At 62.9% G+C, this 21,630-nt stretch carries 25 protein-coding genes; 15 read left to right on the top strand and 10 right to left on the bottom strand.

All coding sequences use genetic code 11. The features are described 5' to 3' along the window. The first annotated feature begins 18 nt into the window (after window positions 1-18). A complete protein-coding gene (locus tag BC360_RS05185; protein ID WP_083222457.1) occupies window positions 19-1,821 on the top strand; it encodes an ABC transporter ATP-binding protein/permease in 1,803 nt (600 codons plus the stop codon). Window positions 1,822-1,952: 131 nt separating this feature from the next. Continuing rightward, window positions 1,953-2,945: a Bug family tripartite tricarboxylate transporter substrate binding protein gene (locus BC360_RS05180; protein WP_065780936.1), complete on the top strand. Its 993-nt coding sequence runs from the start codon at window positions 1,953-1,955 to the stop codon at window positions 2,943-2,945. 107 nt (window positions 2,946-3,052) lie between these two features. Here BC360_RS05180 and BC360_RS05175 read toward each other — a convergent pair whose 3' ends face one another. The 6 genes from BC360_RS05175 to BC360_RS05150 form a co-directional block, all read right to left on the bottom strand. Continuing rightward, window positions 3,053-4,699, bottom strand: coding sequence for an FAD-binding dehydrogenase (locus BC360_RS05175; RefSeq protein ID WP_065794514.1), 1,647 nt, complete (start codon window positions 4,697-4,699; stop codon window positions 3,053-3,055). 126 nt (window positions 4,700-4,825) lie between these two features. Then, window positions 4,826-5,857, bottom strand: a complete 1,032-nt coding sequence (locus tag BC360_RS05170) for a peptidoglycan -binding protein (RefSeq protein WP_065780938.1) — start codon at window positions 5,855-5,857, stop codon at window positions 4,826-4,828. A gap of 3 nt (window positions 5,858-5,860) precedes the next feature. Then, window positions 5,861-6,964 (bottom strand): MotA/TolQ/ExbB proton channel family protein, encoded by a 1,104-nt coding sequence (locus tag BC360_RS05165; protein WP_065780939.1) that lies wholly within the window; start codon window positions 6,962-6,964, stop codon window positions 5,861-5,863. A 252-nt stretch (window positions 6,965-7,216) separates the two neighbouring features. Beyond that, the gene (locus tag BC360_RS05160) at window positions 7,217-8,017 is read right to left on the bottom strand and encodes an inositol monophosphatase family protein (RefSeq protein WP_065794513.1); all 801 of its coding nucleotides are present in this window, start codon (window positions 8,015-8,017) and stop codon (window positions 7,217-7,219) included. A 278-nt stretch (window positions 8,018-8,295) separates the two neighbouring features. Next, the gene (locus BC360_RS05155) at window positions 8,296-9,501 is read right to left on the bottom strand and encodes a tetratricopeptide repeat protein (protein WP_065794512.1); all 1,206 of its coding nucleotides are present in this window, start codon (window positions 9,499-9,501) and stop codon (window positions 8,296-8,298) included. 9 nt (window positions 9,502-9,510) lie between these two features. Then, on the bottom strand, window positions 9,511-10,164 hold the full coding sequence (locus BC360_RS05150; protein WP_065780942.1) for a thiamine phosphate synthase: 654 nt from the start codon (window positions 10,162-10,164) through the stop codon (window positions 9,511-9,513). A 102-nt stretch (window positions 10,165-10,266) separates the two neighbouring features. Between BC360_RS05150 and BC360_RS05145 the strand changes: the two genes are divergently transcribed. Together BC360_RS05145 and BC360_RS05140 are read left to right on the top strand one after the other, a co-directional pair. Beyond that, window positions 10,267-11,046, top strand: a complete 780-nt coding sequence (locus BC360_RS05145) for a sulfite exporter TauE/SafE family protein (RefSeq protein WP_065780943.1) — start codon at window positions 10,267-10,269, stop codon at window positions 11,044-11,046. 97 nt (window positions 11,047-11,143) lie between these two features. Next, complete coding sequence (locus BC360_RS05140; protein WP_053249627.1) at window positions 11,144-11,404, top strand: ArsR/SmtB family transcription factor; 261 nt, start codon at window positions 11,144-11,146, stop codon at window positions 11,402-11,404. 161 nt (window positions 11,405-11,565) lie between these two features. Here BC360_RS05140 and BC360_RS05135 read toward each other — a convergent pair whose 3' ends face one another. After that, window positions 11,566-11,739: a YdcH family protein gene (locus BC360_RS05135; protein ID WP_065780944.1), complete on the bottom strand. Its 174-nt coding sequence runs from the start codon at window positions 11,737-11,739 to the stop codon at window positions 11,566-11,568. Window positions 11,740-11,951: 212 nt separating this feature from the next. Here BC360_RS05135 and BC360_RS05130 point away from each other — a divergent pair, with 212 nt between their 5' ends. From BC360_RS05130 to BC360_RS05100, 7 genes are all read left to right on the top strand, one after another. After that, window positions 11,952-12,155, top strand: coding sequence for a YdcH family protein (locus BC360_RS05130; RefSeq protein WP_065780945.1), 204 nt, complete (start codon window positions 11,952-11,954; stop codon window positions 12,153-12,155). A gap of 53 nt (window positions 12,156-12,208) precedes the next feature. Further along, window positions 12,209-12,673: a 5-(carboxyamino)imidazole ribonucleotide mutase gene (gene purE, locus BC360_RS05125; protein WP_038576471.1), complete on the top strand. Its 465-nt coding sequence runs from the start codon at window positions 12,209-12,211 to the stop codon at window positions 12,671-12,673. Then, window positions 12,670-13,719, top strand: coding sequence for a 5-(carboxyamino)imidazole ribonucleotide synthase (locus BC360_RS05120; protein ID WP_065794511.1), 1,050 nt, complete (start codon window positions 12,670-12,672; stop codon window positions 13,717-13,719). The genes purE and BC360_RS05120 overlap by 4 nt, the downstream gene beginning before the upstream one ends. 176 nt (window positions 13,720-13,895) lie before the next feature. Next, window positions 13,896-14,021: a type B 50S ribosomal protein L36 gene (ykgO, locus tag BC360_RS05115; protein ID WP_025424787.1), complete on the top strand. Its 126-nt coding sequence runs from the start codon at window positions 13,896-13,898 to the stop codon at window positions 14,019-14,021. A gap of 81 nt (window positions 14,022-14,102) precedes the next feature. Then, entirely contained in the window at window positions 14,103-14,717 is a 615-nt protein-coding gene (locus BC360_RS05110; RefSeq protein WP_065780947.1) for a hypothetical protein, read from the top strand. A 35-nt stretch (window positions 14,718-14,752) separates the two neighbouring features. Then, window positions 14,753-15,274, top strand: a complete 522-nt coding sequence (locus BC360_RS05105) for a hypothetical protein (protein ID WP_065794510.1) — start codon at window positions 14,753-14,755, stop codon at window positions 15,272-15,274. A gap of 105 nt (window positions 15,275-15,379) precedes the next feature. Next, window positions 15,380-16,384, top strand: a complete 1,005-nt coding sequence (locus BC360_RS05100) for an alpha/beta fold hydrolase (protein ID WP_065794509.1) — start codon at window positions 15,380-15,382, stop codon at window positions 16,382-16,384. Window positions 16,385-16,426: 42 nt separating this feature from the next. Here BC360_RS05100 and BC360_RS05095 read toward each other — a convergent pair whose 3' ends face one another. Continuing rightward, window positions 16,427-16,975: a substrate binding domain-containing protein gene (locus BC360_RS05095; protein WP_065794508.1), complete on the bottom strand. Its 549-nt coding sequence runs from the start codon at window positions 16,973-16,975 to the stop codon at window positions 16,427-16,429. A 28-nt stretch (window positions 16,976-17,003) separates the two neighbouring features. Here BC360_RS05095 and BC360_RS05090 point away from each other — a divergent pair, with 28 nt between their 5' ends. After that, on the top strand, window positions 17,004-17,579 hold the full coding sequence (locus BC360_RS05090; RefSeq protein ID WP_065794507.1) for an ester cyclase: 576 nt from the start codon (window positions 17,004-17,006) through the stop codon (window positions 17,577-17,579). Between the two features lie 71 nt (window positions 17,580-17,650). Here BC360_RS05090 and pyk read toward each other — a convergent pair whose 3' ends face one another. Both pyk and BC360_RS05080 read right to left on the bottom strand, forming a co-directional pair. Continuing rightward, window positions 17,651-19,090, bottom strand: coding sequence for a pyruvate kinase (gene pyk / locus BC360_RS05085; RefSeq protein WP_065794506.1), 1,440 nt, complete (start codon window positions 19,088-19,090; stop codon window positions 17,651-17,653). Then, on the bottom strand, window positions 19,090-19,566 hold the full coding sequence (locus tag BC360_RS05080) for a DUF1036 domain-containing protein (RefSeq protein ID WP_065794505.1): 477 nt from the start codon (window positions 19,564-19,566) through the stop codon (window positions 19,090-19,092). The genes pyk and BC360_RS05080 overlap by 1 nt, the downstream gene beginning before the upstream one ends. 191 nt (window positions 19,567-19,757) lie before the next feature. Here BC360_RS05080 and BC360_RS05075 point away from each other — a divergent pair, with 191 nt between their 5' ends. The 3 genes from BC360_RS05075 (at window position 19,758) to BC360_RS05065 (ending at window position 21,471) form a co-directional block, all read left to right on the top strand. Then, entirely contained in the window at window positions 19,758-20,573 is an 816-nt protein-coding gene (locus BC360_RS05075; RefSeq protein ID WP_065794504.1) for an N-formylglutamate amidohydrolase, read from the top strand. A 97-nt stretch (window positions 20,574-20,670) separates the two neighbouring features. Beyond that, window positions 20,671-20,976, top strand: a complete 306-nt coding sequence (locus BC360_RS05070; protein ID WP_065794577.1) for a DUF1244 domain-containing protein — start codon at window positions 20,671-20,673, stop codon at window positions 20,974-20,976. Window positions 20,977-21,204: 228 nt separating this feature from the next. After that, window positions 21,205-21,471 carry a DUF2312 domain-containing protein gene (locus tag BC360_RS05065; RefSeq protein WP_025424796.1) on the top strand — a complete coding sequence of 89 codons (267 nt, stop codon included), beginning with the start codon at window positions 21,205-21,207 and terminating at the stop codon, window positions 21,469-21,471. The last annotated feature ends 159 nt before the right edge of the window (window positions 21,472-21,630 follow it).

The raw sequence follows: 21,630 nt of genomic DNA, 5'->3' as shown, positions 1-21,630 counted from the left end.
TTGGCGAACGGGGGTCATGTGTCCGAACGAGAAAACCAGTCGCCAGCGCGCAAGTCCATTCGCCCTCTCGCCACGCTGCTGCCCTACCTCTCGCGCTACCGCCATCTGGTCATCGGCGCCGGGATTTCGCTGGTTATCGCTGCGGTGACGACCCTGACGCTGCCGCTCGCCGTCAGGCGCATGGTTGACAACGGCTTCTCCAATTCCGATAGCGGCTTCATCAATACCTACTTCGCGATGCTGATGATGCTCGCCATCATCCTCGCTCTGGCCAGTGCCGCGCGTTATTTCTTCGTCATCACCCTTGGCGAGCGCATCGTCGCCGATCTCCGCCGCAACGTCTTCCAGCACGTCACCCGGCTTTCCGCGTCCTTCTTCGACGTCAACCAGTCGGGCGAGATCGTCTCGCGGCTGACGGCCGACACCACGCAGATCAAGTCCGCCGTCGGCGCGACGGCGTCCGTCGCGCTTCGCAACCTGATCCTGTGTCTCGGCGCCATCGGCATGATGGTCTATACCAGCCCGAAGCTTTCGAGCCTGGTGCTGGCCGCAATCCCGGTCATCGTGTTTCCGCTGGTGGGCTTCGGCCGCTCCGTTCGCCGCCGGTCACGCGAGGCACAGGACACGCTGGCGACGGCATCGGCCTATGCCGGCGAGGCGATTGCCGCCTCGCGCACAGTGCAGGCCTTCAACAGCGAGGACATCGCCAACACCCGCTTCGGTACCGCCGTCGAGGATGCTTTTGGCGCCGCGCGCGCGGCCATCAAGGCACGCTCCGTGCTGACTGCCTTTGCCATCACCATGGTGTTCGGCAGCGTCGTTGCCGTGCTCTGGTTCGGCGCGCGTGACGTGTTGGCAGGCAATCTCTCGGCCGGCACCCTCAGCCAGTTCCTGCTCTATTCGGTGTTCGCCGCCGGCAGTCTCGGTTCGCTGTCGGAGGTCTGGGGCGAACTTTCGCAGGCAGCCGGTGCTGCAGAGCGGCTGAATGAACTCCTGACCGAAGTTCCCGAAATCAAGGCGCCCCAAAACCCCGTCGCCATGCCGTCGCCGGCGCTCGGCGCCATCAGCTTCGACGAAGTCTATTTCGCCTATCCCGCCCGTCCCGACTACAAGAGCCTGAATGGCCTCAGCTTCACGATCAAGCCCGGCGAAACCGTCGCCATCGTCGGCCCGTCCGGTGCGGGCAAGAGCACGGTCTTTTCGATGCTGCTCCGGTTCTACGATCCGGCAAAGGGCGCCGTTACTGTCGACGGCGTCGATATCCGCACCGTCGACCCGAAGGACCTGCGCGACCGCCTGGCAATCGTGCCGCAGGATGTCACCATCTTCGCCTCCTCCGTTCACGACAACATTGCCTTCGGCCTGCCGGGCGCAAGCCGCGAGGCGGTGCGCACTGCTGCCATCGCCGCCCAGGCCGACGAATTCATCGGCCGAATGGAAAAGGGCTACGACACGCTTGTCGGCGAGCGGGGCATCACGTTGTCGGGCGGTCAGCGCCAGCGTATCGCCATTGCCCGCGCCATCCTGCGCAACGCGCCGATCCTTCTGCTTGACGAGGCAACCTCGGCACTCGACGCCGAGAGCGAAACGCTGGTGCAGAAGGCGCTTGAAGGCCTGCTGCATGAACGCACGACTGTTGTCATCGCCCACCGGCTTGCAACCGTCCTGAAGGCCGATCGCATCCTCGTGATGGAGCATGGCCGCATCGTCGAAGAGGGAACCCACGCCTCGCTGATCCGGCAGGACGGGCTGTACGCCAAGCTGGCCCGGTTGCAGTTCAACCACGGCGCCGAGGAGCTGTTCCTGAACACAAAGAAATAAGGCGACCACTACGATAGTCTCATGCCGGCATGTCCGGCACGCCATTGCAGCTGGGAAGCCGGACCCTATTCTATAGGTGCCGGTCTTTTCGGCCGCCACGACAGGCGTGGACTGTTCAGGGAGGAACCTTAATGACGTTTTCGAAGTTGACCCGACGAGCGGCGCTTGCGCTCGGCTTCACCGCACTTACCGTTCTCGGCTCAGGTATCCAGGCAGCCGCCCAGGACTTTCCCGATCGCCCGGTAACGCTCGTCGTACCCTTCGCCGCCGGCGGCTCGACCGACGTCGTAGCCCGGATCGTGGCGCAGAAGATGTCGGAGGATCTCGGCCAGCAGGTCATCGTCCAGAACGTCGCCGGCGCCGGCGGCAACCTCGGTGCCGACAATGTCGCCCGCGCCGATCCGGACGGCTATACGATCCTCATGGGCACCGTCGCCACGCATGCGCTCAACCCGCTGATCCTCAAGACCAGACCCTATGACCCCGAAAAGGACTTCGCTCCGATCTCGCTGCTGGTCGTCGTGCCGAATGTGCTGGTGGTCAATCCGGAACTGCCGGCCAAGACCGTCGAGGAATTGCTGGCACTGCTCAAGGCCAAGCCCGACGAGTACGCCTACGCCTCTTCCGGCAACGGTACGCCCCTGCATCTGTCTGGCGAACTCTTCAAGAAGATGGCCGGCGTCAGCATGCAGCATATCCCCTACAAGGGCGCTGGCCCGGCGCTGAACGATGTCATCGGCAACCAGGTGCCGATCATGTTCGACAACCTGCCCTCCTCCTCCAGCCACATCAAGGCCGGCACCTTGCGGGCGCTTGCGGTCACGACGGCCGAACGCGCGCCATCCTTCCCCGATGTCCCGACGGTCGCCGAGTCCGGCATACCAGGCTATGAAACCTATACCTGGAACGCGCTGTTTGCGCCGGCCAACACGCCCGAGCCGGTTGTTGCGCGCCTGAACGAAGCCGCCAACAAGGCCCTTGCGGACCCGGCCGTGGTCGAGCGTATGAAGGAATTCAGCGCAAAGATCGTTGGATCGACGCCGCAGGAACTCGCCGCGCACGTGAAGGCAGAGCTGGAAAAATGGACGCCGGTCGTTCGCGACGCCAACATCCAGATGGATTGATCTAAGGATATGCGGAGCCGCCCCTCATCCGGCTGCCGCCACCTTCTCCCCGCCTGCGGGGAGAGGGCTAGGGTGAGGGGCAGCTAAGGACACGTCATAAGACGCAATCACGCCCCGGCCGCACCCCGTCCGGCCACCCGGCCGGAATAGATGCAGCCGCCGAGGAACGTGCCTTCGAGCGCGTTGTAGCCATGCATGCCGCCGCCGCCGAAACCTGCGACTTCGCCTGCGGCGTAGAGACCCGGCACCGGCTCACCCGACTGTTCCAGCACCTGGCCCGACAGATTGGTCTGAAGACCGCCAAGCGTCTTGCGCGTCAGGATGTGCAGCCGGACGGCAATCAGCGGCCCGGCCTTGGGATCGAGCAGGCGGTGCGGCTTGGCGGTACGCAGCAGCCGGTCGCCGCGATAGGACCGCGCCCCGCGGATCGCCGTGACCTGCGCGTCCTTCGAGAAGGGATTGGTGATCTCGCGGTCGCGAGCCTCGATCTGCTCGCGCAGGTGATCGACCGACAGCCGGTTCTCGCCGGTGAGGGCGTTCATTGCCGGTACGAGATCGTCGAGCCGATCGCGAACGATGAAGTCCTCGCCCCTGTCCATGAAGGCCTGCACCGGCCCGGGCGGATTCTTGCCCAACCGCTTGAGCAGAAGCGAGATGCTCTTGCCGGTCAGGTCCGGGTTCTGTTCGGAACCGGACAGGGCGAACTCCTTCTTGATGATCGCCCGCGTCAGGATGAACCAGCTGTAGTCATGGCCGCTGTCGCGAATGGCCCGCAAGGTGCCGAGCGTATCGAAGCCGGGCATCGCGGGTGCTGAAAAGCGATTGCCGTCGGCATCACACCAGAAGGACGACGGACCGGGCAGGATGCGGATGCCGTGGTCAGGCCAGATCGGTTCGAAGTTCTTCAAGCCCTCGGTATAGTGCCACATGCGATCGGAATTGATGACCGAGCCGCGGGCACGCCCGGCAATCTCCAGCATGCGGCCATCGACATGGTCCGGCACGCCGCAGACCATCGTCGCCGGCGGCTGGCCCAGCCGCTTGCGCGGCCAGTTGCGCCGCACCAGCTCATGGTTGCCGCCGATGCCGCCCGACGTCACAATCACCGCGCCTGCCGATATCTCGAAATCGCCGACGACATCGCGCGAGCTGCGCTCACCCCGGCCAACCGGATCGGCCTTGAGCACCGAACCGCGCGCGCCGGTAACAGCGCCATCCGTCGTCACCAGTTCGTCGACGCGGTGGCGGAAACGAAAGCGAACGAGGCCGCGGCTTTCTGCCTCCCGCGTCAGCCGCACGAACGGCTCCAAAACCGCAGGACCCGTGCCCCAGGTGACGTGGAAGCGCGGCACCGAATTGCCGTGCCCATGCGCAAGACCGCCGCCGCGCTCGGCCCAGCCGACGACGGGAAACCAGCGCATGCCGAGCGAATGCAGCCAGCTGCGCTTCTCGCCGGCGGCGAAATCGAGATAGGCATCGGCCCACAGCCGTGGCCAATGATCTTCGGGACGATCGAATTGCGACGAGCCCATCCAGTCCTGGCGCGCGAGCTGGCGGCTGTCCTTGACGCCCATGCGCCGCTGCTCGGGACTGTCGACGAAAAAGAGGCCGCCAAGCGACCAGAAGGCCTGGCCGCCAAGGTTCTGCTCCCCTTCCTGATCGAGAACGATCACCTTTCGACCGAGCGCTGCCGCTTCCGACGCTGCCACAAGGCCGGCAAGCCCTGCACCGACGACCAGTACATCACAATCCATCAAAGGCGCCCTCCCCTGCATCCCCGGGGGCGCAAGCTTTCGGCTGCGTCCCAGGGCGCAAGTGTTACGCGTACGTCAAGGTCAATTCAAGGGCGGTGGACTGCTGGCCTACCTTGGGCCGCGCGCCTATTTTTCCGTCAGCTTCAGCTCGATGCGGCGGTTCTGCCCCCGCGCCTCGACGCTCTCGCCCTCGGCGATCGGCTGATATTCGCCGAAGCCGGCCGCGACCAGCCTGTCGGCCGGCACGCCCTTCGAGATCAGAAACTTGACGACCGATGTGGCACGGGCCGAGGAAAGTTCCCAGTTGTCGGCAAAACGGCCGGTACCGGAAAGCGGGACATTGTCCGTGTGCCCGTCGACGCGCAGCACCCAGTTGATCTCCGCCGGAATCTCCTTGGCGAGATCGAGAAGAGCCGAGGCGAGTTTGGCCATTTCTACCTGACCCTCGGGATTGAGTTCGTTGCCGCCGGAGGGGAAGAGCACCTCCGACTGGAAGACGAAGCGGTCGCCGACGATGCGGATGTTTTCGCGATCGGACAGGATTTCGCGCAGCCGCCCGAAGAAGTCCGAACGATAGCGGTTCAGTTCCTGCACCCGTTGCGCCAGCGCGACATTCAGCCGGCGGCCGAGATCGGCGATCTTGGTCTGCGAAGACAGGTCCTTGGCTTCCGACGCCTGCAACGCCTCTTCGATTGCTGCGATCTGGCTGCGCAGCGCCGCGATCTGCTGGTTCAGAAGTTCGATCTGGCTGATGGCGCGTGCGCTCGTCTGCCGTTCGGCGTCGAGCTCCGCACCGATACGCCCCAGCTTCTGGTTGGCGGCATCCGTGCTGCCGGCGCCCTGATCGAGCAAGGCCTGCAGACGAGACCGCTCGCCTTCAGACTGGGACAGGGAAGCCTGCAGATTGGCGAGCGAATCCTCGAGATCCTGCTTGCCGCTCTTTTCAAGCGCCAGCAGTTGCGTCAGCTCGTTGATCTGGCTGTTCAGCCGGTTCAGCACTTCATCCTTGCCGCTGATTTCGCGGCTGAGCAGAAATTGCGCCAGCACGAAGACGCTGAGCAGGAACATGATCGACAAGAGCAGGGTCGACAGCGCATCGACGAAACCGGGCCAATAGTCGATCGTGCGCTGTGTACGGCCTTTACGGGCGAGCGCCATGGATCAATCCCCTCCGGAATCGTCGGCATGGCTAAGCTTGGCCTGCGATCCGGATTTCTCGCCGTTCACCGAAATGCGCTCGGTGTGGCCGATGCGCGTCGTCAGCTTGTCCAGCGTCTTGCGCATGGCCTTCGCCTCTTCCTGCTGCGCCTCGATCCAGTCACGCAGCATCTGCTGCTCGCCGCGCATGTTCTTGACCAGTCCTTGAATGCCCTCTGCAAGGCTCGCCATCGCCGCCGTCGTGCGATGGCTGGAACCGCCTTCATGGTTGAGGCGCACAAGCTGGTCCGTCAGGCGCTTCAGCTCCTCGACCGGCGCGCCGGCCGACAGGTCGCCGGCAATGGACAGTTCCGAACCGACGTCGGTCACTGACGACAGCCAGTTTTCAAGCTCGGTGTAGAAGCGGTTCTGCGCCCGGCCCGCTTGCAGATCGAGAAAACCGAGGATCAGCGAGCCGGAAAGGCCGAAGAGCGATGTGGAAAACGCCGTGCCCATGCCGGCCAGCGGCGCCGACAGACCGGTTTTCAGGGCGCCAAGCACGTCTTCGGTGCTGCCGGAACCGGCATCCAGTGACTGGATGACGGTGTTGATGGAGCCGATCGTGCCGAGCAGGCCCCAGAAGGTGCCGAGCAGGCCGAGGAAGACGAGAAGGCCGGTCAGGTAACGCGTGGTGTCGCGCGATTCATCCAGACGTGTTGCGATCGAATCCAGGATCGACCTCAGCGCGGTCGTCGAGATCGCCGTCTGGCGACCGCCGATCAGCGCGCGCATCGGCGCAAGCAGGACCGGGTCCCGCCCGACCTTGTCGGCACTGCCGGCGGCGCGGAAGGAATTGAACCAGCGCACCTCGGGGCGAAGCCCGAGCACATGATTGAATGCCAGCAGGATGCCGATCAGCAGCACCCCGAGGATCAGGCCGTTCAAGCCAGGATTGGCGAGGAAGGCATTGTGCGCCTGGCGGAAAAGGATTGCGCCGACGAAACCGACGATGATCAGGAAGATCGCCATGGTCCAGAAAAAGTGCATGGGGCTCGAAAGCTTATGCGGATTGTAGTCTGCTTCCACGCCTTCCCGACCGTCCCACCCGGACAGATGCAGTTTCGTCATGGGTATACCATTCTCCCGGTTGCATTTGGCGGAACGGTGCCGCGACGTGTCGGAGCCTACTGCATAATTTCTCAAATCGGAATCGATTTAAGGAGAAAGTTATGCAGCAGGTTTGAGGCGCTACGGCGTCCTTGGCGCGTAACACAAGATGCGCCGCGCTGTAGTGAAACTTTGCGCCGAATTGAAGGAAAAACAAAAGCCCCCGACGCATGGCGCACCGGAGGCTTGCAGCAAAAGCCGGATGGCCGCCGTTTACTTCGACGGGATCGGGCGGTGAACGACGTCACGCAGCGCCTTGGTGATGTATTCGTTGCCGCAGATGATCGAGCCCTCATCGACCGGCTTGGCGCCGCCATCGATATCCGTCGACCAGCCACCGGCTTCGCGGATCAGCAGCACGCCGGCCGCAATGTCCCAGGCTGCCAGGTCGCGCTCCCAGTAACCGTCGAAACGGCCGGCGGCAACATAGGCGAGATCGAGCGATGCCGAGCCCATGCGGCGGATGCCGGCGACTTCGCCCATTACGTGGCGCAGTTCGATCAGGTATTTGCCGTGGTTGCCACGACCGAGATGTGGCGTGCCGGTGGCGATCACCGCATCCGACAGGGCCTTGCGCGAAGCGACGCGCAGGCGACGGTCGTTGAGGAAGGCGCCGCCGCCACGCTCGGCCGTATAGAGTTCGTCCGTCGCCGGGTTGAACACGACAGCGCCGACGATCTCGCCCTGGCGCTCAAGCGCGATCGAGACAGCGAAATGCGGAATGCCGTGCAGAAAGTTGGTGGTGCCGTCGAGCGGATCGACGATCCAGCGATGCGCCCCATCGGTACCGATGATCTCCTCGCCCTCCTCGCCGAGGAAGCCGTAGGTCGGGCGGGCTTTCAGCAGTTCTTCGCGGATCAGCTTTTCGGCCTTGCGGTCGGCCTGGGACACGTAGTCGCCCGGTCCCTTGAGCGAGACCTGCAGGTTCTGTACTTCACCGAAATCGCGTGCCAGCGACTTGCCGGCCTTGAAGGCGGCTTGAACCATGACATTGAGGAGAGCTGAACGGGCCATCTGGCGATCCTTGTGAAGCGAAGGCCGATCGAGCCTTCTCGATCGGACATTGAACCTGTGTGACGGAACATGGGGTAGCGCCTGCCGAATGGGCAAGGCTTGTCATCGAGTTCCGTCGTCAAAAAACCGAGTGAAGATCACTCCGCCCGAGGCGCGCCGGAAGACCATGGCGCCAAGGGCAAAAACCGGGGCTTCAAGACCACAAAAGCCCCGGAAGTTCAAGAGAAATAGCGCCCAGACCCGCCAAGTCGGCGAGATTCGGGCGCCTGGAAGGCCGGTCAGGTCGAGCGGAACTTGTTGGCCGCGCTCAATGCCGCCTTCTGCTGCTGTTCGTTGAGACCGAGATAGAAGTCTTCCAGCGCATCGTCCTTGAGCCCGGCGCGGCGCGACAAAACATACCACTTTGCCGCTTCGACCGGATTGGGGCGAGTGCCGATGGCGTTGACATAGAGATGCGACAGCCGGTTCTGAGCCACGACATTGCCGCCTTCCGCCGCCCGCCTCATCCAGCCGAAACCGTCCTCCAGGTTGCGATCGCCGGCAATGCCTTCGATCATCCAGATGGCGATGTCGAGCTGCGCCGTGTCGTAGCCGGCATGGGCCGCGCGAAGTAGCCACTCCCTGGCCCGCGCCCGCTTGGCCTCGTCGATGCCGTCGACGTTGAGATAGATCTGCGACAGTGCATATTGCGCGTCGGCGATCCCCTGCGCGGCCGATTTTTCGTAGTAGGGCATCGCTGCCTTCAGACCCTTCGGTCCTGGACTGTCGGCTACCAGCGTCTGTCCGTAGTTGAACTGGGCCGACGCATTGCCGAGATCGGCGGCCTTCTTCATCAGCTCCTCGGACTTCTTGCGGTCGCGCTTGACGTATCGCCCCTCCATCAGGATCAGCGCATATTTGAACATCGCCGCCGGGTCGCCGTTTTCGGCCGCCTGCCCATACCAGAACGCCGCCTGCTTGGCATTGCGCACGACGCCGAGGCCCTGCTGCAGGATTTCGGCGACTAGCGTCTGGGCGGCAGGATCACCGAGCTGCGCCCGCGGGAGCGCCAGATCCATCGCCGTCAGATAGTAGCCGCGCTGGAAGGCGCCGTAGGCGTCGTCCACCTTGCCGGCGAACGGCTTTTCCGCCGGCAAAGCCGGCAGTTCGGCGCCCATGCGGTCGAAGACATTGACGCCCTGTGAGGGCACCGTGCCGTCGCCGGCTTTCTTCTTGTCCGCCGGATCGGCCGGTTTGCCTCCAGGCTTGCCCTCTTCCGGCATGGCTGCACCATTGAAGGGGGTGATGCGGCCGCGCTTCGCAGCGCCGCCGTCATCGGCATTGACGCCTTGCTCCTGCGCAGAGGCTGGCTCCTCCTGCGCGGGAACCGGTTGTTCCTGCCCGGGAACTGGCTGTTGCTGCGCACGCGCCGGCATCGCCACGGCAGCGGCGACGGCAAGAAGGGCAACGCCCCAGCTGAGCTTTGACGACAGTCGGTTTAACATCGACACGTCTTAATCTTCAAACCGTGGCGCTTTTTCGTCAAGAAGCGCGTTGACGGTCGCAACGACCGACGGCGCCTGCTCGGGCTCGCCGAAGACGGCCAGTCGCAGCGCCACGAACTCGGCGCCGGTCTCGGCGGCCGCCAGCGCAGATTGCGGATCCGTGCCGCCCATGACGATGCAGGGGATCTCGATCATCGAGGCCCACCATTCGGCCAGCGCCAGGTTCTTCGGATGCGCATCCGGCTTGATGTCGCCATCGGTCTTGCCGAAGAACACGTAGTCCGGGCGCACTTCGCCGATTTCAAGCGCGTGGTGGCGGTCGGCGGCATTGCCGCCGCCGACGATGAGCTTCGGCGTGTGCTTCTCGACCGCCTCGCCGAGCACTTCGGCATTGCCGGAAATGTGCAGGCCGTCGGCCTTGGCGCGTCCCGCGACACGGGAATCGCCCTCGATCAGCGCGGCAGCGCCGGCCTCCTGGATGATCGGCACGAGGCGCTCGGCGTGTTTCTGGAACTCGGCGTCGTCGAGGCCGTATTGCGGCACGATCACCGAAGCGACGTCGCCGCCCTTCAAGGCGTCGGCAAGCACCTTGGCGCGATCCGCCAGATCAGCGATATCGGGCGCGATCAGCACCAGGCGGCAGCGTTCTATTGTCTTGCTCATGACATCCATTTCCGGCTGTGCCCGCATGTCGGCGGAAACCAGCGCTCGATTTCGTTTGGGAAAACCGATAGACGGAGACGTCAAAAGGATCAACCGCCACCGATGCTTCCCGACCTGGACTTCTATCTCGTCGCCATCCCGGCGGTTCTTCTTGTTGGCCTCAGCAAGGGCGGCATGGGCGAGGCGCTTTCACTGATGGGCGTGCCGATCCTGTCGATGGCCGTCTCGCCGGTCCAGGCTGCGGCGCTGTTGCTGCCGATCCTGATCGCGATGGACCTCGTCTCGCTCTGGATGTGGCGCAAACACGGCGATCGCAAGACCCTGGTCATGCTGCTGCCTGGCGCCATCGCCGGCATTCTCATCGGCTGGGCGACGTCAGCCTATGTCTCGCGCGACTATCTGCGCCTGATCATCGGCCTCATCACCGTGCTGTTCGTCTTACGCTATGTCTACAATGTCTGGCGCATGCGCAACGGAATAACGATCACGCCCAAGAAGCAACGGGCCGGCCCCGCGACGCTCTGGGGCTCGTTTGCCGGCTATGGCAGCTTTGTCGCCCATGCGGGCGGCCCGCCCTTCCAGATTTACGCCCTGCCGCTTCAACTCGACCCGCGCGAATACACCGGCACGATCGTACGCTTCTTCGCCATCCTCAACGCCGTCAAGCTCATCCCCTACTTCGCGCTCGGCCAGCTCGACATGAGCAACCTCAAGATCTCGGCGACGCTGTTTCCGCTGGCGATCATTGCCACCATCTGCGGCGCCTTCATCGTTCGCCGCATGAAACCGCAGATCTTCTATCCCTTCATGTATACGATGGCTTTCATCGCCGGACTGAAACTGCTGTGGGATGGCCTGAACAGCCTGCTGGCCGGCGCCTGAACGCATCCAAGCAAGCCATCATATTGCGAAGCAATACGGAAATGCCGCAGCGCACAAATTTCTTGCCGCCTGCGGAGAATTCGCTTAACGTCCGGACATGACCATTGCGGACCCTTTCGATGCCATCGCGGATCCCAACCGGCGTTACCTGCTGGAGGAACTGCGGCGCGCGCCGAAGACGGTCAACGAACTGGCTGAAGGATTGCCGATCAGCCGACCGGCGGTATCGCAGCATCTGAAGGCTCTGCTGGACTGCAATCTGGTCTCGGTTTCGGCCAATGGCACCCGGCGCATATACGCCATCAACCGCCCTGGCTTCGACGGGCTCAACCTTTGGTTGGATCAGTTCTGGGCGTGAGGGGCTGACGGAAGCGTAACCGCCTGCTGACACAAATCGACCGGGTCTCAAACCCGGTCGAGCGATCCGTATATTCCGTTGGGGGGATTGGTTGTGAACCTTGTTGCGTCGTCTCCGCGGAGAGGACACCTCCCGTTGTTACTGGGAAATACCGTTCATAATCAGTGAGTTGAGGAGCGAAGCCTTTCGATTTCGTCCTTGATGCGCAGCTTCCTTCGCTTGATGTCGCTGATCATTTCGTCCTCGGTGGACGGCTGGTTCATTGCTGCATGGAGCTCCTGCTCCAGTGCGCCATGTTTTTTCTCAAGCGTTGCAAGATGAGCCTCAATGGTCATTGGCAGTCCCTTCCTTTTGCTTGCATCCGGCAGGTAAATGCCGGATGTTCCATGGTTGTAACCTTACTACTGTGCCACGCCATTTTTCATTTGTCGAAGGCGAAATGATGACGACGGATAACTTCCCGTTACCGCCCAAGATGTGATAGAGCGGCGCATGAAATTCCGGTTCGAGGAGGACTTCGCAACCGGGCTGATGGGGATCGCTTTGCATGCCGGACCAGGACCAAGCCGAACTCAGATTAACCGCCGCGCGGCTGAGGCAGGAACATGAAGACTATGATGCTGCTATCAACGCCATGATCGAGACCGGCTGCGATGCGCTGAGAGTTCAGCGCATGAAGAAGAAGAAGCTGGTCATCAAGGACAAGATCACCAAGATCGAAGACCAGATCATTCCCGACATCATTGCCTGAAGCGGAACTTTAAAGACGTGCTCGACACCACGACCCCACCCGTCGCCATCATCATGGGAAGCCAGTCCGACTGGGAGACGATGAAGAACGCCGCCGATACGCTCGACGCGCTCGACATTGCCTATGAGGCCCGCATCGTTTCTGCGCACCGCACGCCTGACCGGCTGGTCAGCTTTGCCAAGGGCGCGCGCGACGAAGGTTTCAAGGTCATCATCGCCGGTGCCGGCGGCGCTGCCCACCTGCCGGGCATGTGTGCCTCGATGACGCCGTTGCCGGTCTTCGGTGTGCCGGTGCAGTCGAAGGCGCTTTCCGGCCAGGACAGCCTGCTGTCGATCGTCCAGATGCCGGCCGGCATTCCCGTCGGAACGCTGGCGATCGGGCGCGCCGGGGCGGTCAACGCCGCGCTGCTGGCCGCAGCCGTGCTGGCGCTCAGCGACAACGACCTTGCCGACCGCCTCGACGACTGGCGCGAGCAGCAGACCGTCGCCGTCGCCGAGTACCCGGTGGACGACGCATGACAACCATTGGCATCATTGGCGGCGGCCAGCTCGGCCGCATGCTGGCCATGTCCGCTGCACGGCTGAATTTCCGCACCATCGTCCTCGAGCCGCAACCCGACTGTCCGGCGGCACAAGTGGCAAACGAACAGATCGTTGCCGCTTATGACGATGAGAAAGCGCTCGACGCGCTGGCGGCCGCTTGCGATATCGTCACCTACGAATTCGAGAATGTGCCGGTCGCAGCCGCCGAGAGGCTTGCGCAGGCCCGGCCGGTATTTCCGCCGCCGAAGGCGCTTGAAGCCGCCCAGGATCGCCTGGTCGAAAAGCGCTTTCTCAATGACAGCGGCATCGTTACCGCCCGCTTCCATGCCGTCGACAGCCAGGCTGATCTTGAAGCAGCCCTTGCCGACTTCGACGGTTCCGGCGTGCTGAAGACCCGCCGCCTCGGCTATGACGGTAAGGGCCAGCGGGTGTTCCGCTCTGGGCAGGACAGCCCGCAAGGCGCGTTCGCGGCGCTCGGTTCCGTGCCGTTGATCCTCGAAAGTTTCGTGCCGTTCGAACGGGAAATCTCGATCATCGCTGCCCGCGCAGCCGATGGCACGGTCGCCTGCTACGATCCGGCGGAGAATGTCCACCGCAACGGCATTCTTCATACCTCCACCGTGCCCGCCGCCATCGGGCCTGCGACGGCTGAGACGGCGCGCGTTGCAGCCAAGGCGATCCTCGACGCGCTCGGTTATGTCGGCGTCATCGGCGTGGAGTTCTTCGTGCTGGCCGACGGCAGCCTGGTTGCCAACGAAATGGCGCCGCGTGTGCACAATTCCGGCCACTGGACGGAAGCGGCCTGCATCGTCTCGCAGTTCGACCAGCACATTCGCGCAGTGGCCGGCCTGCCGCTCGGCAATCCCGTTCGTCACTCCGACTGCGTGATGCAGAACCTGATCGGCGACGATATCGCCGAGGTGCCGGGCTGGCTTGCCAAAGACAATGTCTTCGTCCATCTCTACGGCAAGACGGAAGCGCGACCGGGCCGCAAGATGGGTCACATCACCCGCTTGACGTGAGCCTGAAAGCCACAGAAATGCGGGGCAAGGCGCCAAAATCCGGTGTCTTGCGGTTGACACAACTGGGGTGACACGGTATTTGCCATCCCACCTTACGGAGCGCGCTGCATGGCGCGCTTTTGATTGTTAGAAATACCGGGCGAATTTTGTTTCCCCGAAACCTGCGGATCAGGAAAATGAAGATCAAGAATTCGCTCAAGTCGCTGAAGACCCGCCACCGCGAAAACCGTCTGGTTCGTCGCAAGGGCCGTATTTACATCATCAATAAGCAGAACCCGCGCTTCAAGGCACGTCAGGGCTGAGGCTCCGACTGGTTTCTGTTTGGCACCTCGCTTCGGCGATGTCCCAAAATTGATTTTGATCTTATTCCGTGGCGAGCTAACATGCTCGCCATGCGAGTTTTTGTGCCCTTGATTCTGGCGTGTTTCGCCCTTCTCGCCGCCTCTGTTGGAGCCGGCACCCTGAGTTTCGCCGCAGAACCAGCGCCGGAAACCGAGGCCGCCAGCCTCACCACCCCCAAGCAACGCCTGGACGCCCTGTTCTCCGACCTGAAGAAGGAACGGGACGCCGACAAGGCGCGCGAACTCGCCAACCAGATCCGCCTGGAATGGCAGGATTCCGGCAGCGCGACGGTCAACCTGCTGATGCAGTGGGCCGACAAGTCGATCACCGACAACAAGCAGGCGGCCGCCCTCGATATCCTCGACCAGGTCATCACGCTTGCACCCAGCTACGTCGAAGGCTGGAACCGCCGCGCGACCCTGCACTACACGATGGGCAACTATCGCAAGTCGATGTCGGACATCAATCATGTCCTGTCACTCGAGCCGCGCCACTTCGGCGCGCTCGCCGGCATGGCCGCGATCCTCGGCTCCGCCGGCAAGGATGAGCTGGCGCTACGGGCCTGGGAGCAGTTCCTGGAGATCTATCCCGCCGATCGCAGGGCGCAGGAGCAACTGGGCGAACTGACCGAAAAGCTTGCAGGCAGCAAGACGTAGTCGGGACAGATGCCGAAGCAAGCACGGACCCCGCGATGACGCCTTCTACGGAACTGGCCGCCGTTCGCGACCTTGCCGTAGCCGCGCGCCAGTTCATGGAGCCGATCTGGCTGGAATGGCATAGCGCCTGGAAAGGCGATGCGCCGACCACGCCCTCCCAATGGACATGCGGCCAATGGACATGCGGACGGACAAGCCTGTTTCTGTCGCGTGCCCTGACGGCTGACGGTTTCGAGGCTTCGTGGGCAAGCGGCACGCCCCGTCTGTCACCGTCGGGGGCGGCGCTGGGCGATTTCGGCTTCCTCAGCGACACCGGCTGGCAAAGCCACGCCTGGGTCGAGTGCGGGGACCTCATTGTCGACATTACCGCCGACCAGTTCGGCGCCCCTCCCATCCTCATCACCGATCGGCACGATCGCCGCTACGGCAACGGCGCCCGCGACACGGCACTGCCGGAGTTTATTCGGGCTCGTGAGCGCGCAGTCGACGAAATCTGGCCACGATGGCTCGGCTTTACAGCGCCGCGCGTCTATTTGGACACGCAAAGGACGTCGTAGCGCTTTAAACTTGCTGCATAATTTTATCCTTAAATCGGATCCGATTTAGGGAATTATGCAGTAGATGTCTGCGGACACTGCCGAACAAGAGGAGCCGCCAAGACAATGTTTCTAGCCGCCCTGTTCATCGTTACCCTCACGCTCGCGGGCATCGTTTACAGCCTGCGCAGTGCACGCGACATCAGTGCGCGGTTCCCGAACGCGGGCGAACTGATCGACGTCGGCGGCTTCCGCATGAACAGCGTCCACCTCCCGGCTAAGGCAAGGGCCGACCTGGCGCCGCTCGTCTTCATCCATGGCGCCAGTGGTAACCTGCTCGATCAGCTGCATGCCTTTGCTCCTGCCTTCGAGGGCCGCGCGGAGATGCTGTTCGTCGATCGGCCGGGCCACGGCTACTCTGAACGCGGCGGGCGGGCGAACGACCGCCCCGACGGCCAGGCGGACGCGATCGCAAAGCTGATGGAGAAGAGAGGCATCACCCGGGCGATCATCGTCGGCCACTCCTTCGGCGGGGCGATCGCCGCAAGCTTCGCCCTTCGCCATCCGGAGAAGACGACCGGTCTCATCCTGCTGGCGCCGGCGACCCATCCCTGGCCAGGCGGCATCGACTGGTATTACCGGCTGACGGCCCTGCCCTATGTCGGCTGGCTGTTCGCCCATACGCTCGCCGCGCCGATCGGCCTCAGGCGGATCGACAGCGGCACGCGTTCGGTCTTCTACCCAAACCCAAGGCCCGTCGACTACATCGACAAGACGGCGCCGCACCTCGTGCTGCGGCCCCTCGCCTTCCGCAACAACGCCGTCGATGTCGCCAATCTGCATGCCTATGTCAGCGAGGTCGCGCCGCGGTATCAGGAGATCACCGCGCCGACGATCATCGTCAGCGGCGACAGCGACGACATCGTGCTCGCCGATATCCATTCGCGTGGTCTGGCACGCGACATTGCCGGATCGGAACTGCTGTGGATCGGCAACCTCGGCCACAAGCCCGATTACGTCGTCACCGATGTCGTGGTTGCCGCGGTCGAGAAGCTCGCGGGCAAACCCAGGGATCTGGGCGCCGCCGTGAGATTTGCGGAAGAAAGGCTCAACGACGGCAAGGCACTCTGATTGGAACGAAGCTTTGTCCTAACGATCGAGACCTGTGCGGTTTCATGGTTTGCCGAGCGTTTCGACGAGATAATCGATGAACACGCGAACCTTGGGCGAAAGATGCCGTCGGCTCAGGTAGACGGCATAGAGGTTGAACGCACTCAGATGCCAGCCTTCCAGGAGGGGGACCAACCGGCCCATGGCTATATCGTCTTCGACGATGAAGTCCGGCTGCACGATGACCCCGCCACCAGCAAGTGCCAGCGCGCGAAGCAGGTCACCGTTGGTGGCATGCACGACAGGGTGAATCCGAACCTGCGTCTCGCGCCCCTCGACATCGTAAAACATCCAGCTATCCCCGAGCGAGAGATAGGAATAGCTAAGCGTCTCATGGCTGCCGAGATCGGACGGTTGCCGCGGTGTGCCGCGGCGCGCGAGGTAGTCTGGTGACGCACAGGCGATCATCCGCACCGGTGCGATCTTGCGTGCGATAAGGTTGGCGCCCGGGGCGCGGGCAATGCGCAACGCGACGTCGACACCGGAATGGGCGAGATCGACAAGCACATCGGTCAAGTCGATATCGAGGGCCGCACCGTGAAGACGGAACATTGGCTTTGCCAACGGAAAGGAACCAGCCATGAAAAGAGTGTTTTCGGCGGTGGCCGCGACGGCATTGATGCTTGGCGGCGTGGCCGGCGCGGCATTCGCCCAGGATGCCGGGGCGGAAAAGGCGATGCCAGCTCTGATGGAAGAGTTGGCAAAATATCAGGCCGGCGAAAAGACCATCGCCAAAAATCTCGCGACGTTCGACACCCTCGACTTCGACGTCTACACCAACCAGAAATGGGACAGGCTGCACGAAAGCCACGCAAAGGATATTCTCGTGCACTATCCCGACGGCCACACCACCAAGGGCATCGACGCTCACATTGAGGAGCTAAAACCGACGTTCGTCTTTGCCCCGGACACCCGGATCGAGCAACATCCCGTCCGCTTCGGATCAGGCGAATGGACCGGCGTCATCGGCGTGATGGAAGGCACCTTCACCAGGCCGATGCCCATCGGCGGCGGCAAGACGATCGAGCCGACGGGCAAGGCGTTCAAGATCCAGATGGCAACACTGGGTCACTGGACCAAAGAAGGTGTGATGGATGAGGAATACCTGTTCTGGGACAACCAGGGCTTCATGAAGCAAATCGGCCTTGCCCAATAGGCAGACAGAGGCCCCAGGAGCAGATTCAACGCTCCCGGGGCCTCATCGCATTCTGAAACGACCGACGAGCGTCAGATACCGCTCATGCCGTCCGAGCCGATATAGGCGATGCGCAGCATGTTGGTGGCGCCGGGCGTGCCGAGCGGCACACCGGCCGAGATGATCACGCGTTCGCCGGGCTTGCCGAAACCCTCGTGAGCAACGATGCGGCAGGCGCGGTTGACCATGTCGTCCAGATCGGTCGCATCCTCGGTGACGACGCAATGCAGACCCCAGACGACAGAAAGACGGCGGGCGGTCTGCACGATCGGCGAAAGCGCGATGATCGGAACCTGCGGACGCTCGCGGGCGGCACGAAGGCCGGTCGTGCCCGACGAGGTGTAGCAGACGATCGCAGACAGCCGGAGCGTCTCGGCGATCTGGTGGGCCGCCAGCGAAATCGCGTCGGCACCGGTTGCCTCAGGAGGCGTGCGCTGAGCGTAGATGATGCTGGAATAGTGCGGGTCGCGTTCGACGTTGCTGGCAATCGACGCCATGGTGGCGACGGCTTCCACCGGATACTCGCCGGAGGCCGATTCTGCCGACAGCATGATCGCGTCGGCGCCTTCAAAGACTGCAGTCGCCACGTCGGAGACTTCAGCGCGCGTCGGCACCGGCGCCGAGATCATCGATTCCAGCATCTGCGTGGCGACGACCACCGGCTTGCCGGCGCGGCGACAAGCCCGCGTCAACTGCTTCTGCAGGCCCGGGACGGATTCGAGCGGCATCTCGACGCCAAGGTCGCCGCGCGCCACCATCAGCGCGTCGGAGAGCTCGATGATCTCGTCGATGCGGTCCAGCGCCTGCGGCTTTTCGATCTTGGACATCAGGCCGACGCGGCCACGGGCGATCTTGCGGACCTCGGCCAAATCCTCGGGGCGCTGGACGAAGGAAAGCGCCACCCAGTCGAACTCTCCGGTCGCCAGAACCGCGTCGAGGTCGGAGCGGTCCTTGTCGGTCAGAACGCCGACGGCCAGCAGCGTGTCGGGCAGGCTGACGCCCTTGCGGTCGGAAATCTTCGTGCCGGCGACAACCGTCGTGACGATGCTCTCGCCGTCGGTCTTTTCGGCGCGCAGGTGCAGCTTGCCGTCGTCGATCAGCAGGCGATGGCCCGGCTTGACCGCTTCGAGGATCTCCGGGTGCGGCAGGAAAACGCGGGTGCTGTCGCCGGGCTCGTCCTTGTTGTCGAGGGTAAAGGTCTGGCCGACCTTCAGCTCGACCTTCCCCTCGGCAAACTTGCCAACGCGCAGCTTCGGGCCCTGCAGGTCGCCGAGAATGCCGATCGGGCGGCCACAGCGCGCCTCGACCGCGCGGATGCGCTGCACCAGCGTGCGCATCACCTCATGGCTTGCGTGGCTCATGTTGATACGGAACAGATCAGCCCCGGCCTCGTGCAGCTTCTGGATCATCTGCTCGTCGGAGGACGCCGGTCCGAGCGTGGCGAGGATTTTGACTTTTCTGTTCCGCTTCATCAATTCTGGCTTTCCTGCGTGCCGGGCGTGTCGGAGAGCTGAACCATCCAGCTCCCTTGCCGCCCTGTGTCATATTCCTTGAATCCCATCCGCTGGAAGCCGCGGGCAAAGCAGTCCTGCACGCCCGAGATCTTGAATTCGTTTTCGGCGACGCACATGTTGACGTCGCCGGTCCAGCGGCCGCCACGGGCCGCGTCTTCAGCGTAGAGATAATAGTATCGCGATTGGAGTTCGCCCTCGATCAGGGTCGCGCAGGTGGTCGCGGGAACCTGCCACCACCCCTCGGTTACCCAGCCTGCCTTGGCGCGGTAACCGATCGCTACGCCGACCAGATTTTGCGTGCCATTGCAGACGCGAAAATCGGCACGGGCCTCGCCGGCGAAAAGAAATGAGCCTGAAATTGCCAGGAAAAACAGGAGGATCCCCCCCAATGTCGACAGCCCCGGCTTCGCTTTGGAAAATGGATATCTGGACACGGTTTCCGATGGAACTCCGTTTTGATTTGCGTGGCCTTTCTTGCGACGGCCAGCCCGGAAAGTCAACGTAACTCTAATCGATTACATCGGGCCAATTGGGTGTCGATTGCGCAAAACAGTTGCGTTTTTCTTGTGAATGTCGCCGACGCATGCAATCAAAACCACACCGCGCGAAAGCAGACTGGAACGGCATGCAGCACCATTCGCCCTATGAGATCATCGAAGCCAACCCAACAACCGGGCTCGTGCTTCTCGCCGACCACGCCATGAACCGCCTGCCGGAAGAGTATGGCAGGCTCGGACTGCCGGAGGCCGCGTTTCAGCGACATATCGCCTACGATATCGGCGTCGAACATCTGGTCCGCCGGCTCTCGGCCGCGCTCGACGCCCCGGCGGTTCTCGGTTGCTTCTCGCGGCTCCTGATCGACCCCAATCGCGGCGAGGACGATCCGACGCTGATCATGAAGATCTCGGACGGCGCGATCATTCCGGGAAACCACCCGATCACGGAGCAGGAATGGGACAACCGGCTGAACCGTTTCCATCGCCCCTATCACCGTGCGGTCGCCGCGACGCTGGAGCGCAGTGCCGTGGCCTCAGGCGGCGCCCCGCTGGTCATCTCGATCCATTCCTTTACGCCCGCATGGAAGGGCGTCGCCCGTCCATGGGACGCCGCCGTGCTCTGGGACAACGACCCGCGCGCGGTCCTGCCGCTCATCGAAAAACTCGAGGCATCGGGCGATATCGTCGTCGGCAACAACGAACCCTATGATGGCGCCCTGCGCGGGGATACGATGTTCCGGCACTGCATGGCACCAGGCATTCCCCATGCCCTGATCGAGGTTCGACAGGATCTGATCTCCGATGAGGCCGGCGTTGCCGCATGGGCCGATCGCCTGGCTCCGATCCTTGCCGGTCTCAACGCCCGCCCCGAGCTGCATCGCTACGAGCGGCACCCGTCACGCACCGGCGCCTACGACATTGACAGCGCCGCGCGTCAAATATGACACGCAAAGGACGCTGTAACGCTTTAAACTCGCTGCATAATTCCGTAGATCGGATCCGATTTAAGGAATTATGCAGCAGGACGAGGGAGACAAGATCATGACCGAGCTTACCCCGGACCAGCAGACCGCCTTCGAGGCCGCCGCCTTCCGGCGTCTCGTCGAGCACTTGCGCGAGCGCAGCGACGTGCAGAACATCGACCTGATGAATCTCGCCGGCTTCTGCCGCAACTGTCTGTCCAACTGGTACCTCGAAGCGGCCAACGAGGCCGGTGTGGCGCTCGACAAGGAGCAATCCCGCGAGATCGTCTACGGCATGCCCTATGAGGAGTGGCGGACGCTGCACCAGAGGGAAGCCTCGAGCGAGCAGAAAGCCGCCTTCGAAACCAACCGCCCCAAGGAATAGGGCTTAAAGCGCGCCGCAAACTCCAGGATTCGCTTACTGCGCTTTAAGCTCTTGTTTTTGTGCATGTCGTCATCGCAAAACCGCTGAACACTTTTGCGCGACATGCATTGGCAGCGAGCAACCGCCACGGAAATGCCAGCGTTGTTGCGCAATGGCCCTTGACCTTGGCCGCCGTTCGCGGCACGTCACGGCACCCGAGAATTTCATTCCCCGCAAAAGGAGAAGACCATGTCAGATGCACACGGCGTCGCACGCGACCAGCTCCGCGCTTTCATCGAACGGATCGAGCGCCTGGAAGAAGAAAAGAAGACCATCGCCGACGACATCAAGGACGTCTACGGTGAAGCCAAGTCCACCGGCTTCGACGCCAAGATCCTGCGGAAGGTCATCTCCATTCGCAAGCAGGATGCCGACGAGCGCATGGAACAGGAAGCGATCCTCGACACCTATCTGCAGGCGCTCGGCATGATTCCTGCCGCGGCTGAAGAAGAATAATTTCTTCTGCGATATGCAGCAAAAAGCCCGCCGGTATCACCGGCGGGCTTCAGACCGCTGACAAACCCGTCGATTTTTCGGCGGGTTTTGTTTTGCGGATTGGGTTGTTTTTGACGGCCGTGTTTTGGCGGAGGTGAAGAAGGACGCGCCGGCTCACGC

The sequence above is a fragment of the Ensifer sp. LC163 genome (assembly GCF_001695855.1).
GTDB lineage: Bacteria > Pseudomonadota > Alphaproteobacteria > Rhizobiales > Rhizobiaceae > Ensifer.
This window is presented reverse-complemented; position numbering and strand designations above follow the sequence as displayed.